At 32.3% G+C, this 17,168-nt stretch carries 11 protein-coding genes; all 11 read left to right on the forward strand.

The window, feature by feature from the left end:
• The first annotated feature begins 16 nt into the window (after positions 1-16).
• The 11 genes from NNH57_RS23900 (at position 17) to NNH57_RS23950 (ending at position 17,167) form a co-directional block, all read left to right on the forward strand.
• Entirely contained in the window at positions 17-2,662 is a 2,646-nt protein-coding gene (locus tag NNH57_RS23900) for a TonB-dependent receptor (protein ID WP_165944063.1), read from the forward strand.
• 4 nt (positions 2,663-2,666) lie between these two features.
• Positions 2,667-3,500, forward strand: coding sequence for a DUF4249 family protein (locus NNH57_RS23905; RefSeq protein ID WP_108809257.1), 834 nt, complete (start codon positions 2,667-2,669; stop codon positions 3,498-3,500).
• Between the two features lie 226 nt (positions 3,501-3,726).
• On the forward strand, positions 3,727-6,027 hold the full coding sequence (locus tag NNH57_RS23910; RefSeq protein ID WP_108809256.1) for a TonB-dependent receptor: 2,301 nt from the start codon (positions 3,727-3,729) through the stop codon (positions 6,025-6,027).
• Positions 6,028-6,048: 21 nt separating this feature from the next.
• Complete coding sequence (locus NNH57_RS23915) at positions 6,049-7,053, forward strand: sensor histidine kinase (protein WP_108809255.1); 1,005 nt, start codon at positions 6,049-6,051, stop codon at positions 7,051-7,053.
• On the forward strand, positions 7,050-7,727 hold the full coding sequence (locus NNH57_RS23920) for a LytR/AlgR family response regulator transcription factor (protein ID WP_074406245.1): 678 nt from the start codon (positions 7,050-7,052) through the stop codon (positions 7,725-7,727). The genes NNH57_RS23915 and NNH57_RS23920 overlap by 4 nt, the downstream gene beginning before the upstream one ends.
• A gap of 187 nt (positions 7,728-7,914) precedes the next feature.
• The gene (locus NNH57_RS23925) at positions 7,915-8,331 is read left to right on the forward strand and encodes an HYC_CC_PP family protein (protein WP_074406244.1); all 417 of its coding nucleotides are present in this window, start codon (positions 7,915-7,917) and stop codon (positions 8,329-8,331) included.
• 107 nt (positions 8,332-8,438) lie between these two features.
• A complete protein-coding gene (locus NNH57_RS23930) occupies positions 8,439-12,173 on the forward strand; it encodes an efflux RND transporter permease subunit (RefSeq protein ID WP_108809254.1) in 3,735 nt (1,244 codons plus the stop codon).
• Entirely contained in the window at positions 12,170-13,387 is a 1,218-nt protein-coding gene (locus tag NNH57_RS23935; RefSeq protein WP_108809253.1) for a TolC family protein, read from the forward strand. The genes NNH57_RS23930 and NNH57_RS23935 overlap by 4 nt, the downstream gene beginning before the upstream one ends.
• Before the next feature lie 30 nt (positions 13,388-13,417).
• Positions 13,418-13,981 (forward strand): DUF3347 domain-containing protein, encoded by a 564-nt coding sequence (locus NNH57_RS23940; protein WP_108809252.1) that lies wholly within the window; start codon positions 13,418-13,420, stop codon positions 13,979-13,981.
• Between the two features lie 46 nt (positions 13,982-14,027).
• Positions 14,028-14,588: a helix-turn-helix domain-containing protein gene (locus NNH57_RS23945; RefSeq protein WP_074406240.1), complete on the forward strand. Its 561-nt coding sequence runs from the start codon at positions 14,028-14,030 to the stop codon at positions 14,586-14,588.
• 77 nt (positions 14,589-14,665) lie between these two features.
• Positions 14,666-17,167, forward strand: a complete 2,502-nt coding sequence (locus NNH57_RS23950) for a heavy metal translocating P-type ATPase (RefSeq protein ID WP_108809251.1) — start codon at positions 14,666-14,668, stop codon at positions 17,165-17,167.
• Position 17,168 lies beyond the last annotated feature (1 nt).

A 17,168-nucleotide genomic window follows, 5' to 3' on the forward strand; every position in this document is an offset into this window, starting at 1 on the left:
AAAAAGTATTTTATTAATGAAATTATCCTTTTCTCTTTACCTACTAGGTTGTTTACAACTCATGGCTATCAATGGCTTTTCTCAGGATAAGGTTACATTAAATCTCGAGAATACTCAATTAGAAACCATATTAAAACAAATAGAGAAACAAACTTCATATAGTTTTATTTATAATAATGATGAAATTAATGTATTGCAAAAACTTGATATTGAAGTGGTTGACATAGATGTAGCTAAAACACTTAATGAATTATTGCAAGCTACCTCGATTAAATATCTGGTAAAGAATAGTTTTATTATACTTTCTAATCATTCACAACAAAAAAATAAATATACCCTAAGTGGAACAGTGAAAGATGCCGCAACAGGTGAAACGCTACCTGGAGCTAGTGTCTATGTAAAGGATAGCGATAAAGGAGTTACTACCAACGAATATGGTTTTTATTCTATTACACTTCCAGAAGGTAATTATAGTTTTCAAATTTCATATTTAGGATATACTCTAAAAGAGATAAAAATTGAATTAACCAAGAATATAAAACTCGATATACAGCTAGAACCAGCTTCTAATGAATTAGATGAAGTAACAATTACTGCTAATAATGAAAATAAAAGTCAGGTGAATACGATTGCATCTGGTGTTTCTACTTTAAAGGGTTCTGAAATTAAACGATTACCGGCTTTTTTGGGAGAACCTGATATTATGAGAGCATTATTAACACTTCCTGGTGTAAATACGATTGGAGAAGGCGCTTCGGGAATTAATGTTAGAGGCGGTAATATAGATCAAAACCTAGTGCTATTAGATGAAGCCCCAATTTATAACCCGACTCATGTATTTGGGTTGTTTTCAGGATTTAATACAGATGCTATTAAAGAAATGAAATTATATAAAGGAGGAATTCCTGCGCGATTTGGAGGTAGAGCATCTTCTGTTATAGAAATTAGACAACGGGACGGAAATACTAAAACTTTTAAAGGAGAAGGAGGATTAGGACTATTGTTTTCGAGGCTTACGCTAGAAGGACCAATAAAAAAGGAAAAATTAAGTTTTTTGATTTCTGGTCGTAGATCTTACTTTGATGTATTTTTTCCAATTATAGGAGGACAAGTAAAAGATCAAAAAGTTTTCTTTTATGACCTGAGTTCTAAACTTAGCTGGAAGATTAATAAAAACAATACCTTGTTTTTGTCAGGCTATTTTGGAGCCGATGTTATGAAATTATTTTTTGAAGGAGAAGTTATTCCAGAAGGTAAAGAGCCTGATGACAAAACAGATTTTAGTTGGAAAAATGCTACAGCTACATTACGTTGGAATCACGTATTCTCAAACAAGTTATTTATGAACGTTTCTGGAATATATAGCCAATACAATTATAATTTAAAAAGTACTGATGGAGGACCTCTAGATACCAATAGTAGTATAAAATGGAAATCTTCTATAGAAAACTTTATCGTAAAACCAGATTTTACTTATTACCTCAATCCTAGTACAAAAATGAGATTTGGAATAAACGGTACACTATATCGTTTTACTCCGGCAAAGGCTACTAGTGATGATATTGGTATCAATACTATAAATTTTGAAACAGAAAAAGGAGTAGAAGTTGCACCATATATAGAATATGAAAAAAAATGGAACAGATTTTCATTTAGTACCGGATTGCGATATTCCTGGTTTGGTAATTTTGGCTATAATAAAGTTGCAGTGTACAGTCCTGGGGTTCCGCAAAATGTAACTACCATTATAGATACTCGTGAGTATAAAAAAGGAAAACTTATTAAGAGTTATAATGGTTTTGAACCTCGAGTTTCATTAAAATATAATTTAAAAAATAATAAAGCATTAAAGTTAGGGTACAATAGGATGTTTCAATACATTCATTACATATCAAACACAACGGCAGCTTTTCCTTTCGATGTATGGAAACTATCGGGAACACATATAAAACCTTTAGAAGTACATCAGATTTCTGGCGGGTATGCGTATGATACACCGAACAAACGCTATAATTTTACTGTCGAAGGATATTATAAAACTTTCAAAAATATAGTAGAGTATAAAAATGGGGCAAACCTATTATTAAATGAAAATATAGAAACACAATTATTACCTGCAAAAGGGTATTCTTACGGAACAGAATTTGGAGCTTATAAAAATACAGGAAAATTAAGAGGAAGTATTAATTATACCTATGCTGTTACTAGAAGAAAAACAACCAGTATTTTTCCTTCAGATAATATTAATGACAGTAGATACTACCCATCAAATTATGATCGACCACATGTTTTTAATATAACTACCGATTATGAATTAGGGACAAAGTGGAATGTAGGACTGTTCTTTACATACCAATCGGGAAGACCTGTAACAAAACCTACAGGGCGATTTATTTTTGATAACAATCCGTATTTAACCTATTCAGATAGAAATGCATATAGGTTACCCAGTACGCATAGAATGGATATTTCATTTACATACACTCCAAAAAGACCTAATAAAAAATGGAAGGGTAGTTGGTCTTTTGGGCTCTATAATCTGTATGCCCGTAAAAATGCTTTTTCATCTTTCTCGATATTTAAAAATAATCGATTAAGATCCTATGATTTTTATCTAATTGGTGCACCTGTACCTTTTATCACGTACAATTTTAAATTTTAAGACTATGAAACCATTATATCGAATTATACTAATTAGCCTTTGTTTTATACCTGTGTTAAGTTGTCTTAAAGAAACACCATTAGAGGGAGAGTTTGAACCACAAGTTTTTATCTATGGGTACCTTATTAATAACACAGATAATATAAAAATTACAATTCAAAAAACAGTACCAGTTAATACTACTACACTGGACCCTATTAATGATGCTTCTGTATTTCTATACACAGAAGATCCTGATGGTACAGTTAGACTTGTTACTGATGATTTTCGAGTGTCTGAAGGAGTATACTTAAGTACAGATGCAGTGATTGGTCTTATCGGAAACAAATATTGGATTGAAGTTACACTTGCTGATGGGACTACTTATGAGTCTGTTCATGAACCATTAAAAGAACCTGTGCAAATAAAAACTATAAGTAAAGTAAATGGCTATCCAAGAGTGATTTTTAGTGACCCAGGAAATGAAACTAATTTTTATCAGGTACACTTTACCTTTTATAGTAATGGAAACCTTATTTCCGAAGTATTCGAACTATCTAATGATGTTCTTTTTAATGGAAATGAAAATGCATATATAGAAACCTTTACTAGTGGTGGGGATATTTTAGGAGTGAGTCTTTCAAATTTAAATTTTCACACCTATGAGTATTATGTAGCCGCTCACGAACAATACGATAATCAAGTAGATTTTGGAGATCCAGAAACCACAGAACCCTTTTTAGTATTTTCAAAACCTCCTATTAATTTAGTAGGGAATATTAGAAATATAACAACAGATAGAAAAGCATTAGGTTTTTTTGGAGTGTTTAGTTTTAGCTATCAAGAGGTCTCATTTTAGTTAATCTATAATAAATGAAGCTAACTAAGGTAATAGTTAGTTTGAAATGATGCTAATATCTAAATTTTATAATACGGGAGGAACGTACAACCCTCCCGTTTTTTTAATTAGAAAACGAATATTCTTTAAACGACATTCATAGACAAACTAAAGCCATTCATAGATTTTAATTACTAGTGCTAGTATCTGGTTGTAGTTTTGAGCCATAACAAAAAAATAAAAAGTAATGGCCCGATTAATTACTATCATTATTATTCTATTATTGTCTTTTCTCAACTCTTTCTCTCAATCCTTGAAAGGTGAAATTATTGATATAGATACTAATGAGCCAATACCTTATGCAACTGTAATTTTAAAAAACCAAAAAGGAGAATTTTTAGAAGGAGTAACAACCGATGATAATGGTATTTACAGTATAGATTATCAAAGTGGAAAATATGATGTAGAAGCAAGTTTTATAGGATATGAAACGTACAAATCCTCTGTGGTAATTGATAAAAATACAACATTGGATATTACGATGAAAACAGAGGCAACAGCTCTGGATGAAGTAACATTAGTAGCAGAAGAAACTACCGTAAAACAATTAATCGATAAAAAAGTAGTGCATGTAGGAAAAGATGTATTATCTGGTGGGGGAGATGCAGCAACAGTATTAAGTCAATTATCCGAGGTACAGGCAGATCAAAATGGAAATATAAGCCTGAGAGGAAGTCAAAATGTAAATGTACTGGTTAATGGTAAACCTTCGCCATTAAGTACAACAGAGTTACTGCAACAAATTCCTTCTGATGAAATTAATAAAATTGAAATAATAACATCACCATCTGCAAAATATCAAGCTAATGGCCTTACCGGAATTATTAATATCATTACCAATAAAAAAGTGCGTAAAGGGGTTGTAATTACTACAAGTCTAAATGGTAATTCTCTGGGAAGTCATGGTGTAAATGGTGGGATTAATTATGGGCGATCTAAAACCAGTTATAGATTTGGTGGTTCTTACAAGAAGAATATCTTTGAAAATGAAAATACCCAAAATCGATCAGGAATTCAACCATTTACACAGTTAAGTGATTTTAAATTTAATGGAGATGTATATAAAGTTAATGGAGGTATAGACTGGTTTCCAAATGATGATAATGAGTTTTCTTTAGGTTTAGATTATACTGATAACGGACATATATTGGATAATAAGGCTAATATAATTCAGGATGATGTCACTACTTTTCAAAATATTTTAGGGAGTCATTCTCATAAAACATTTAATGCCAATGGTAATTATAGACATTATTTTAAGGAGAGAGAAAATTTTCTTGAAATCGATATTCAGTTATCCGACAATGCAAATATTCTAAAAAGTGATTTTAGACCAAATCTTGGGATTACCGATAATGCTACTGATAATGATGTTTTTATTACAAGCCTGGCAATGGATTATTCGGGAGCGCTAAGCGAGAAATTTAAGATTGAAGCCGGAACGTTTTGGAATCGACAAAACCTCGATAATTCACGCTCTTTTTTTGATGCAGATAATATTCCTTTATCACAAGAAAGTTTTGAAAACACACAATCGACATATGCTGCATACACATTAATCAAATATAGCTTGAAAGGGGTAAATATTCAGGCAGGAGTAAGGGGAGAGTTATTTGCCAGAAAAGCAAATCTTAAAACAGATAATACAATCATAGAGAATGACTTTACAAACTTGTTTCCTTCATTGCATTTAAGTTATACAATAAAAGAAGATCAAACATTTATTTTTGGATATAATAGAAGAACATCCAGACCTACTTTAAGCCAGGTAAACCCTATTGCATTTCAGATTAATGAGTTTTCGATTAGTCAAGGAAATCAGGCTTTAGAGCCTGAATTTTCAAATAATTTTGATGTTTCTTATCAATTTAAAAAGAAAAACCTAAAAATAACGCCAGCTTTTGCCTATCGTCTTAAAGAAAACATTATTACCACCAACAACTATGTAAATGATGATGGTATAAATGTATTTACTTCTGTAAATAATGGTGCTACCAATGCTTATGGAATAGAAATGGCGATACACATAAAACCCTATAACTGGTTAAATACTGATTTAAACTTTAATTGGAATTATGAAGAATTTAAAAACGATCAAATTGGCTTTACCCGTAATTTTAATAGAAGCTATAACCTAACTCTTAAAAATCAATTCAAAATATCTCAAAAAACGAACATGGTAGTATCCTGGCGTTATAATGGTCCTTCAAAAGGATTTTTTTATACCCAGGAGACTACCCAAAAAATAGATTTAGGAATCAGACATAAGATCTTGAAAAATAAGGGAAGTTTAAATTTACGGGTAACAGACCTTTTTAACACTCAACGTTTTGAAGGGATCAATTCTGGCAGTGGATTTTCACAAAACTATGCGTATAAACCTATTTCTAGGGTTGTACATTTAGCATTTTCTTATCGCATAGACGGAGGAACTGTGAAACAACGAAATAAAAAATCAAGACGCTACAATAGTGGTCTCATTGATTAATATTAAATTTACGAGAAGCGTATGAAAAAAGTGTTCGAAATAAAATATTTTGAAATAGGGTTACATATCCTATTTTGGATACTATACTTTACCTATCCCATTATTAAATTTGGAGATCATAACAGGTTTTCTTTTGACTTTACTGAAGCAGTATTAAATACTGTTTTTATTGGAATTTCTGTATACATCGCTCATTTTTTCTTAGTAAAAAATTACAAAGGTATAAGAGTATTGATCGTATTTTTAATAATCTTTCTTTGTATAGTATATTTAAACTGTTACCTAAATGGTAAAACTTGTCAATGCAATTTTAGACTTTGTTTTATTAATAAAACAGTAGAGTATTTATTGATAAACGCTTTTTTTCTGGCCATATTTACGATTAAGAAAAATATCATAAGTAATCAAATATTAGAAAAAACAGAGCAAGAACGAGTTCAGGCAGAGTTAAAGAGTCTTAAAGCACAGTTGAATCCTCATTTTTTATTTAATACTTTAAACATGTTGTATTCTAATGCAATTCTTAAAGATGAAGTGTTGGCAGATAAAATTCTAAAACTCTCTGATAGCTTACATTATTTAATGCATGAAGGAGAAAAACCAAATGTACCTTTACTACAAGAGATAGAATTTATTAATGGATATATAGAATTGCAAAAAGCCCGACTAGGAAAAAAAAATGACATTAAATTTTCTAATACTTTAGATAATCCGAAACAGGATATACCACCATTGTTAATGATTCCTTTTATTGAAAATGCATTTAAGTATTCAAGTATGGTAGAAGGAAAGAAAATACCTCTTAGTATTGATGTGAAACTAGCAAATGATGTACTCAATTTATGGGTAGAAAATCGATATGATCCCAAGTATTCTTCAAAACAATCAGAAGTATGGAAAGATAGTGGGATTGGTATAGAAAATGTAAAAAAGAGATTAACTTTATTGTATCCAAATAAACATACGCTTACAATCGAGTCATTAGAAGATACTTTTAAGGTGAATTTAAAAATTGATCTAAAATGAAATGCATCATTATAGAAGATGAACTGCCTGCACAGCAATTATTGATTAAATATATAGAGCAGTCCTCAGATATCGAGTGTATTGGCGTTTTCGAATCGGTTTCAGAATTACCTTTATATGTCCTTAATGAAGTAGATTTCATATTATTGGATATACAATTGCCCGGAGCTAATGGTTTAGATTTCTTAAAAAGTTTAGATATAAAACCAAAAGTTATTATTACAACTGCCTACAGAGATTATGCAATTGATGCTTTTGAAGAAGCCGTAGAAGATTACCTACTCAAACCTTTTTCTTATCATAGATTTTTAAAATCTGTAATGCGAATACAGAATACCCTTACAGATAAAAATACGATTCATAATGAAAAAGAACTATTTGTATATACAGATAAAACCTTCTATAAAATAATCAAAACTGATATTAATTATATCAAATCAGAAGCCGATTATGTCTATATATATTATAACGAAAAGAAATTGCTAGTTCAGGATAGTTTAAGTAACTGGGAATACAAACTTAAAGATGATGGTTTTATAAGGATTCATAGATCTTACCTCATTAATTTTAGAAAAATTGACAAAATAGAAGGGAACCTTGTACACATAGAAAAAGAAGCTATTCCTATCGGAAAAACGTATAGAACATCTTTCTATAATATTATTAAAAAATAAAATGAAGGCCATTCAGGAATTAAAAAATACAGTTACAAGACAACAAAAGGCGAAATAATCGACCTAAATTATTACGGAAAAGTCTTTTGATGTGTTAAATATTTAAGCTTTATTTTTTTAAACTAAAAGATTAAACTTCTGTTAAACAAAATTCGTTAGATCTATTTTTTGTAGATTTGCTACACAAATGAAAAAGTTAACCCATAAAATATTAGCTGTTTTAATGGCGATGGTAGTATTCGTATCTACTATATCGTTTACAGTAGATATGCATTATTGTGGAAACACTTTAGTAGATGTTGCCTTGTTTAAAGAGGCAAAAACTTGTGGAATGGACCAACAAGTTTCTAATTCCATTGCATGTTCGATAATGGCCAAAAAAAGCTGTTGTACAGATAAACAACTTACTTTTGATGGACAGGATGAACTTCAAAATTCATTTGATAAAATCACTTTAGAGCAACAGGCTTTTGTTGCAATTTTTTATTACTCATATATAAACCTTTTCGAGGGACTTGAGAATAATGTTATCCCTTTTAAAGAATATCCACCTCCTTTTTTAGTCAAAGATATTCATGTGATTAACGAAACTTTTCTTATTTGATTTATTAGATAATTAAAATTATGCCCAATGAGGATTCATCTGGGTTGGAGTTGTTGTTTATAATTCTAAGACAACGTCTTTTTCTAATTATCAAATAATCAAAGTATATGCTAAACAAAAGCATCAAATTTCTTATCGAGAATAAATTGGTTGCAGTCCTTATGGTAGCTCTCTTTGTAGGGTGGGGCGTAGTACATGCTCCATTTGGTTGGCAAACCAGAATATTACCTAGTGACCCTGTAGCAGTCGATGCCATACCAGATATTGGCGAAAACCAGCAAATTGTGTTTACAAAATGGCAAGGACGGTCACCACAGGATATCGAGAACCAGATTACATATCCCTTAACGACTTCACTTTTAGGAGTTCCTGGAGTAAAGACCATTCGTAGCTCTTCGATGTTTGGATTTTCTAGTATTTATATCATTTTTGAAGAAGATGTAGAATTTTATTGGAGTAGGAGTCGTATTCTGGAAAAACTAAACTCTCTGCCATCAGGGTTATTGCCAAATGGAGTAAGCCCTGGTTTAGGACCGGATGCAACCGGATTAGGACAGATTTTTTGGTATACTTTAGAAGGACGTGATGAAAACGGAAATGTAACTGGTGGTTGGGATTTACAAGAACTAAGAAGTATCCAGGATTATTATGTGAAATATGCATTATCATCTGCAGGTGGTGTATCAGAGGTGGCCTCTATCGGTGGATTCGTACAAGAATACCAAGTAGATGTACATCCAGAGTTAATGCGCCAGTATAACATTAGTTTACAGCAAATTGTTAATGCAGTTAAACAATCAAATCGGGATATTGGTGCGCAAACTATAGAAATTAACCAGGCAGAATATCTTATTCGTGGTTTAGGATACATAAAATCTATTGCCGATATAGAAAACGCCGTAGTGACATCAGAAGAATTTACCTCAATTCGTATTAAAGATATTGCCAGTGTTAGTTTGGGGCCAGAAGCCAGAAGAGGTATTCTGGATAAAGAAGGTGCAGAAGTAGTAGGAGGTGTTGTTGTTGCACGTTACGGAGCAAACCCATTAGAGGTTATCAATAATGTAAAAGATAAAATTGGCGAACTCGGTACCGGATTACCATCCAAACAATTAAAAGATGGTCGTACCTCGCAATTAACCATAGTTCCTTTTTATGATCGAACCGAACTTATTCATGAAACAATAGGTACACTTAACGATGCTCTTACCTTAGAAATTTTGATAACCTTTCTTGTTGTCATTATTATGGTATTTAATCTTAGAGCTTCAATTCTTATTTCAGGGCTCTTACCAGTAGCCATTTTAATGGTTTTTATAGCGATGAAATTGTTTGGAGTTGATGCCAATATCGTTGCTTTATCCGGTATTGCCATTGCCATTGGTACTATGGTAGATATGGGAGTGATACTTTCAGAAAATATTATAAGGCATCTGGATGATAATAAAAATCACTTACCAGTAAATACAGTAGTGTATAATGCTACAGCAGAAATTTCTGGAGCGATATTAACAGCAGTACTAACGACTATAATTAGTTTTATTCCTGTATTCACGATGATCGGCGCAGAAGGAAAACTATTTAGACCATTAGCATTTACCAAAACAATGGCACTTACAGCATCAATCATAGTAGCTTTGTTCTTCATTCCTCCATTTGCCGCTTTTCTATTCAAAAAGAAAAATATAAAAACTTCAATAAGTTATATAATCAACGGTATTTTAATTGTATTAGGAGGTATAGTAATTTTTAATGGTATATGGTTAGGCATCATTTTGATAGCTTTCGCAATAACAGCTATTCTTGGCTTAAGAGGTGTGGTTTCACAAAACCACATTAAATTAACAAATATTAGTATAGCGATAATAACTATAGTGTTTTTACTATCCGAGTATTGGAGGCCTCTAGGAGTTGATAAAAGTATGTTTGTTAACCTCATTTTTGTAGGAATCATTTGCTTTGGATTGTTAGGTACTTTTACGCTGTTTAGAAAATACTATACCAGAATATTGCGATGGGCGTTGAACAATAAATTACTATTCTTATCTCTACCCACCATTATTGTTGTTTTTGGTTTTTTAATCATGAAAAATATTGGAAAAGAATTTATGCCTTCATTAAATGAAGGATCTTTCCTATTGATGCCAACCACATTATCACATGCTGGAGTCTCAGAAAATAAAAGGATATTACAGCAATTGGATATGGCGGTAGCAAGTATTCCCGAAATTAAAACTGTTGTTGGTAAAGCCGGAAGAACAGAATCTTCTCTTGATCCTGCCCCATTATCAATGTATGAGAACATTATTTTGTATAAACCCGAGTATATGCTTAATGAGAATGGTAAGAGACAACGATATAAGGTTAATGATGACGGTTTATTTATAAGTAAAGATGGTAATTTGATTGACAATAAAAACTATGATGCTAATACTGATAAAACCAGTAAAGTATCAAAAAAGAAATATTTCTCGATTAATAGAGAAAATCTTATTCCCGATAATACCGGTGAATTCTACCGTAACTGGAGGCCAGAAATCAAGAGTCCAGATGATATTTGGAGTGAAATCATAAACGTCACAAAATTACCAGGAGTGACTTCTGCTCCAAAATTACAACCGATAGAAACCCGATTGATAATGCTCCAAACAGGAATGCGTGCACCAATGGGTATTAAAGTAAAAGGGCAAAACTTAAAACAAATTGAAGCTTTTGGAATCCAATTAGAAGAAATATTAAAAGAGGTAAATGGTGTAAAAGATGAAGCTGTTTTTGCAGATCGTATTGTTGGGAAACCTTATCTAATTATAGATATCGATAGAGAACAACTGGTTCGTTATGGAGTATCTGTAGAACAGGTTCAGCAAATTCTGGAAGTTGCAGTAGGAGGGATCTCCCTTACACAAACAGTCGAAGGTAGAGAACGTTATGGAGTACGAGTACGCTACCCTAGAGAACTTCGGGCCAACCCGACAGATCTTGCAACTATTTACGTTCCCTTAAACAAAGGAAGTACGATACCGTTAAGTGAATTGGTAGATATTCGTTATGAACAGGGACCACAAGTGATAAAAAGTGAAGATACATTTCTAGTGGGTTATGTTTTATTTGATAAAAAAGATGGTTTTGCAGAAGTAAATGTGGTTAAAAGTTCGCAAAATCTAATAAAAACTAAGATTGATAATAATGAACTGATTGTTCCAAAAGGAATTACCTATCAATTTACGGGTACTTATGAAAACCAATTGAGAGCAGAAAAGACATTATCGATTGTAGTACCATTAGCTTTGGTTATTATCTTTTTGATCCTCTATTTCCAATTTCGCTCAATAACTACTTCGTTAATAGTGTTTACAGGTATTGCAGTAGCTTTTGCTGGTGGATTTTTAATGATCTGGTTATATGGTCAAGATTGGTTTTTAAATATTAATTTCTTTGATAAAAACTTACGAGACCTGTTTCAGGTTCACACAATCAATCTAAGTGTTGCAGTATGGGTCGGCTTCATAGCGCTTTTTGGTATCGCTACAGATGATGGAGTAGTAATGGCAACTTATCTTAAACAGACTTTTGATAAAAATAAACCAAAATCTCTTGATGATATTAGAACATCTGTGATCGAAGCAGGAGAGAAGAGAATTCGTCCTTGCCTAATGACAACTGCGACTACAATTCTTGCATTATTACCAATATTAACATCCACTGGTCGTGGAAGTGATATCATGATACCCATGGCGATTCCTTCATTTGGAGGAATGGGGATTGCCCTTATAACATTGTTTGTTGTACCCGTATTATTTGGCTGGAAAAAAGAAGTTCAACTTAAAAAAAGGAGTAAATGAAGCATTTAAATTTCATAATAGGATTTCTTTTTATTTCAGTTTTTGCATATGCTCAACAACTTGAATCTTATATTCAAGAAGGATGGCGTAATAGTGCTAAAATTCAGTCTTTTGAATTGCATTATGCTGTTGCAAAAGAAAAAATAAAAGAAGTAAATACGATACCTAACACACAGTTTGGTATAGGATACTTTGTAAGTGAACCCGAAACACGTACAGGGGCACAACGTGCAAAATTTTCGATTCAACAAAAGCTACCATGGTTTGGAACAATCACAGCAAGAGAGAATTATTCTACTGCTATGGCAGAGACAGAATATGTGGATATTGTAATAATGAAAAGAAAATTAGCGCTTTCAATTTCTCAATCGTATTATAAATTGTTCGCAATACAAAACAAACAAAAAACCCTCGAAGATAATATTCTACTGTTGCAAACATACGAGAAGCTGGCGCTAACATCTGTTGAAGTTGGTAAAGCCTCTGCAGTTGATGTACTAAGGCTACAAATTCGTCAAAATGAATTAGAACAGTATAAAGCGGTACTTAAAGAAAGTTTTTTAGCAGAGCAAATAGCTTTTAATGCTTTACTCAATCGGGATTCTGATATTGATATAGTTGCTCCCAGTGACATGAACATACCGCTAGAAGACCCTATTACCAATAATGAAAATTTACAACTTAATCCAGAATTACTTAAATATGATAAGATATATGAAAGCATAAAACAATCAGAATTACTTAATCGAAAAGAAAAGGCTCCACAAATTGGCTTTGGACTTGACTATATACCAGTTTCAGAAAGAAATGATGCTACTATAAGTGATAATGGTAAAGATATTATAATGCCTATGGTATCTTTTTCTATACCAATATTTAATAAACGTCATGATTCCCGAACTCGTCAAAACGAATTACGTCAGCAAGAAATTACAGCACAAAAAGAAGAACGGTTAAATCGAATGGAAACGATTTTAGGAAAGGCTATTTCGAATAGAAATACTGCAAGAATCAAATACAATACTCAGAAAGAAAATTTAAAACAAGCTAAAAATGCAGAAGAAATATTAATAAAAAGCTATGAAACAGGAACCATAGACTTTAATGATGTGTTAGACATCCAGGAACTACAGCTTAAATTTCAGCTAAATCAAATAGAGAGCATACAATTATACTATACAGAAGCTGCAATTATCAATTATTTAACAAATTAAAAAACAATACTATTTAAAAAAGTAAACAAAATGAGAAACTTAAAAATTTATGATATAAGAATAATTTTGGTAGCAATACTAGCATTAACAATATTATCTTGCAAAGAGAATAATACATCTAAAACAGAAGAGAAACAAGATCATCATTCTGAGATGGGGCATAACGAAGATCATAGTAGTCATGATGTAGAACAAACAAAGGGGGTTCAGTTTACAGATGCAAAGACAGCAGAAGCTTTTCAGCATTATATTCATATTAAAACAGCTTTGGTAAACACAGATGCTAATGAAGCAAAAGCAGGAGCTCAAATGCTTGCCAAAGTAACAGAGAATGCAGTGTTTAAAATGACTGTTGAGTCAATATTTAATACAGATGACATCGAGGCACAAAGAAAAGCGTTTACAGAAGTTACTACTCAAATGGAAACCATGCTTAGCGGAGCATTATCATCGGGAGAAGTTTATAAGCAATATTGCCCAATGGCATTTGATAATACAGGCGCATATTGGTTGTCTAAAGAAAAAGAAATTAGAAATCCATATTTTGGAGATCGTATGTTAAAATGTGGTAATGTTGCCAAAACTATAAAATAAGTATACTGGCTATTCCATCTGATCTCTAAAACAATAATATTAACAGATGAAGAAAATTTTAATTAAAAATATGGTCTGTAATCGGTGTAAAACCGTATTGCAACAAGAGTTTGAAAATGCCAAAATTCCTGTTGAAACAATAGAATTGGGAGAGATCGTTTTTAGCAATATCGATAGCACTATTTTTCAAAAAGTAAATGAGATCATTACCCGTAATGGTTTCGAGATTATAGATGATGAAATAGCTTTTATTGTCGAACAAGTGAAATCTTGTTTGATAAGTGAATTGTCAAAAGAAAACATGTTAAATAAAAACCTATCTGATCTTATTTCAAAACATATACATAAGGACTATTCTGTGATAAGTAAATTGTTTAGTAATAACGAGGGATTAACTATAGAAAAATATTTTATTCGTCTTAAAATTGAAAAAGCGAAGGAATATATTCAAATGGGAAATTTAAGTTTTTCTGAAATAGCATATGCATTGAATTATAAAAGTGGAAGTCATTTGGCAAAACAATTTAAAACGATTACCGGGATGTCTATGAGTAGCTTTAAAAGCCTACAATCCTGGGATCGTCAACCATTAGACCAAATTGTATAAGAAGAAACCATAATTGTCAAATAAAAAGAGATGTGAACTCAATAATTTTGGGGATCAAACAACGATAAATATAACAGATGAAACACATATATAAAATATCAGGAATGACTTGTAATGGCTGTAGGGGTCATGTAGAGCATATACTCGATACTATGGATGGTGTGATCAGTGCGTCTGTTGATCTTGAGAAAGCAGAAGCAATTATTGAGACAGAAGAGCACATTTCTTTAACTGTTTTTCAAGAAAGATTAGCAAGAGAAGGGGGACGTTATGGAATTTACCTTCCTGGGATGGAAGATCACGATGATAAACCAAAACAGGCAAAACCCAAAGGAAAAAGTACGGGTATTTTTTATTGCCCTATGCATTGCGAAGGAGATAAGACATACAATACATTACAGGATTGTCCCGTGTGTGGGATGGATTTGGTTGAAGAAGTAACTTTACATGTCATTACTACAGAACAATATAGCTGTCCGATGCATCCAGAAGTAATTAAAGATGCTCCGGGATCCTGTTCTATTTGTGGTATGGATCTAGTAGTATTACAACCAGATATTTCTGAAGAAGAGAAGAATTATAAAAAATTACTAAAGAAATTCTGGATAGCTGTACTATTTACGGTTCCTATTTTTATAATAGCGATGTCAGATATGTTTTCGAGTAATCCACTTAATGATATTTTAGAGTTAAAATATTGGAACTGGATTCAATTTGTACTTTCTGTTCCTGTAGTGTTTTATGCTACCTGGATGTTTTTTGAACGTGCTTTACGTTCTATTAAAATATGGAACCTCAATATGTTTACTCTTATTGGTGTTGGGGCAGGTGTTGCATGGTTGTTTAGTATTTTAGCAATACTTTTTCCCAATTTTTTTCCAGATCAATTTAAAACAGAATCAGGAACAGTACACGTTTATTTTGAAGCAACTACTGTTATCTTAACACTTGTGCTTATGGGGCAAGTATTAGAGTCACGAGCACATAGCAAAACAAATTCTGCGATTAAAGAGTTATTAAAGCTTGTGCCTAACAAAGCAATACGTGTTATAGAAGGTGAAGAAGAAGAAATTTCTATTGATCAGATAGAATTGAATGATATCCTACGTGTAAAACCTGGAGATAAAATACCCGTAGATGGATCAATCTTTCAGGGGCAAACATCTGTAGACGAATCAATGATTACGGGCGAACCAATACCAGTAGATAAGATTGAAGGCGATAAGGTAAGTAGCGGTACAATTAATGGAAATCATTCTTTTTTATTGAAAGCAGAAAAAGTGGGATCCGAAACTCTTTTGTCAAAGATTATACAAATGGTAAATGATGCAAGCCGTAGTCGTGCACCAATTCAAAAACTGGCAGATATTGTTTCGGGATATTTTGTTCCTATAGTGGTTATTATAGCACTAATTACTTTTACCGTTTGGGTATTTTATGGCCCCGATCCGGCCTATGTTTATGCATTTGTAAATGCGATTGCTGTACTCATAATCGCCTGTCCGTGTGCCTTAGGGTTGGCTACACCTATGTCTGTAATGGTCGGAGTTGGAAAAGGAGCTCAAAACGGTGTGCTTATTAAAAAGGCAGAAGCACTCGAAACCATGAACAAAGTTGATACGCTTATTGTAGACAAAACAGGAACCATAACTGAAGGAAAACCTACTGTCGAAGACGTAGTGCCTTTTGGAGATCGATTTGGTAAAGAAGAAATTCTTCAATATATCATTTCTCTTAATAATTTAAGCGAACATCCATTAGCTCAGGCAACGGTGAAATATGGAAAAGAACAACATATCAAATTAGTAGATGTAAGTGAATTTAAAGCAGTAACAGGAAAAGGAGTAGAAGGAAGTATTTCAAATCTAAAAGTGATATTGGGTAATGAAAAAATGTTAGAATATGCGAATGTGCCCATTTCAGATGAATTTAAAAAACAAGCTGAATCTTATCAGAAAAAAGGAAAAACAGTGTCGTATTTATCTATTGGCCAAGATATAGCAGGTTATATAGTTATAGGAGATAAAATCAAAGAAACCAGTAGTAAAGCTATTAAACAATTACAGGATAGAGGAATTGAAGTTATTATGCTTACTGGTGACAATTATAATACAGCCCATGCAGTAGCTAATGAACTTCATCTCACAAATTTTAAGGCAGAGATGTTGCCAGAAGATAAACTGGGTGAAGTCGAAAAATTACAGCATAGTGGCAGGGTGGTTGCAATGGCTGGAGATGGCATTAATGATGCTCCTGCTCTTGCAAAAAGTGATGTTGGTATCGCAATGGGTACAGGTACCGATGTAGCAATAGAGAGTGCAACTATTACTTTGGTAAAAGGAGATTTACAAGGTATTGTAAAAGCAAAAATATTAAGTGATAAAGTAATGAAGAATATCAAGCAAAATCTTTTCTTCGCACTTATTTACAACGCATTAGGGGTACCTATAGCTGCTGGAGTACTTTTTCCTTTTTTCGGTATTCTGTTATCTCCTATGATTGCGGCTCTGGCAATGAGTTTTAGTTCTGTATCAGTAATAACTAATGCTTTACGATTAAAAACAATACATATTAATTAGA

The sequence above is a fragment of the Aquimarina spinulae genome, assembly GCF_943373825.1.
Classification (GTDB): Bacteria; Bacteroidota; Bacteroidia; order Flavobacteriales; family Flavobacteriaceae; genus Aquimarina; species Aquimarina spinulae.

Bases quoted from the DNA above. Each gene is read 5' to 3' on its own strand.
- NNH57_RS23945 (WP_074406240.1), top strand. From the start codon at position 14,028: ATGAAGAAAATTTTAATTAAAAATATGGTCTGTAATCGGTGTAAAACC.
- NNH57_RS23900 (WP_165944063.1), top strand. From the start codon at position 17: ATGAAATTATCCTTTTCTCTTTACCTACTAGGTTGTTTACAACTCATG.
- NNH57_RS23950 (WP_108809251.1), top strand. From the start codon at position 14,666: ATGAAACACATATATAAAATATCAGGAATGACTTGTAATGGCTGTAGG.
- NNH57_RS23910 (WP_108809256.1), top strand. From the start codon at position 3,727: ATGGCCCGATTAATTACTATCATTATTATTCTATTATTGTCTTTTCTC.
- NNH57_RS23930 (WP_108809254.1), top strand. From the start codon at position 8,439: ATGCTAAACAAAAGCATCAAATTTCTTATCGAGAATAAATTGGTTGCA.
- NNH57_RS23935 (WP_108809253.1), top strand. From the start codon at position 12,170: ATGAAGCATTTAAATTTCATAATAGGATTTCTTTTTATTTCAGTTTTT.
- NNH57_RS23915 (WP_108809255.1), top strand. From the start codon at position 6,049: ATGAAAAAAGTGTTCGAAATAAAATATTTTGAAATAGGGTTACATATC.
- NNH57_RS23905 (WP_108809257.1), top strand. From the start codon at position 2,667: ATGAAACCATTATATCGAATTATACTAATTAGCCTTTGTTTTATACCT.
- NNH57_RS23925 (WP_074406244.1), top strand. From the start codon at position 7,915: ATGAAAAAGTTAACCCATAAAATATTAGCTGTTTTAATGGCGATGGTA.
- NNH57_RS23920 (WP_074406245.1), top strand. From the start codon at position 7,050: ATGAAATGCATCATTATAGAAGATGAACTGCCTGCACAGCAATTATTG.
- NNH57_RS23940 (WP_108809252.1), top strand. From the start codon at position 13,418: ATGAGAAACTTAAAAATTTATGATATAAGAATAATTTTGGTAGCAATA.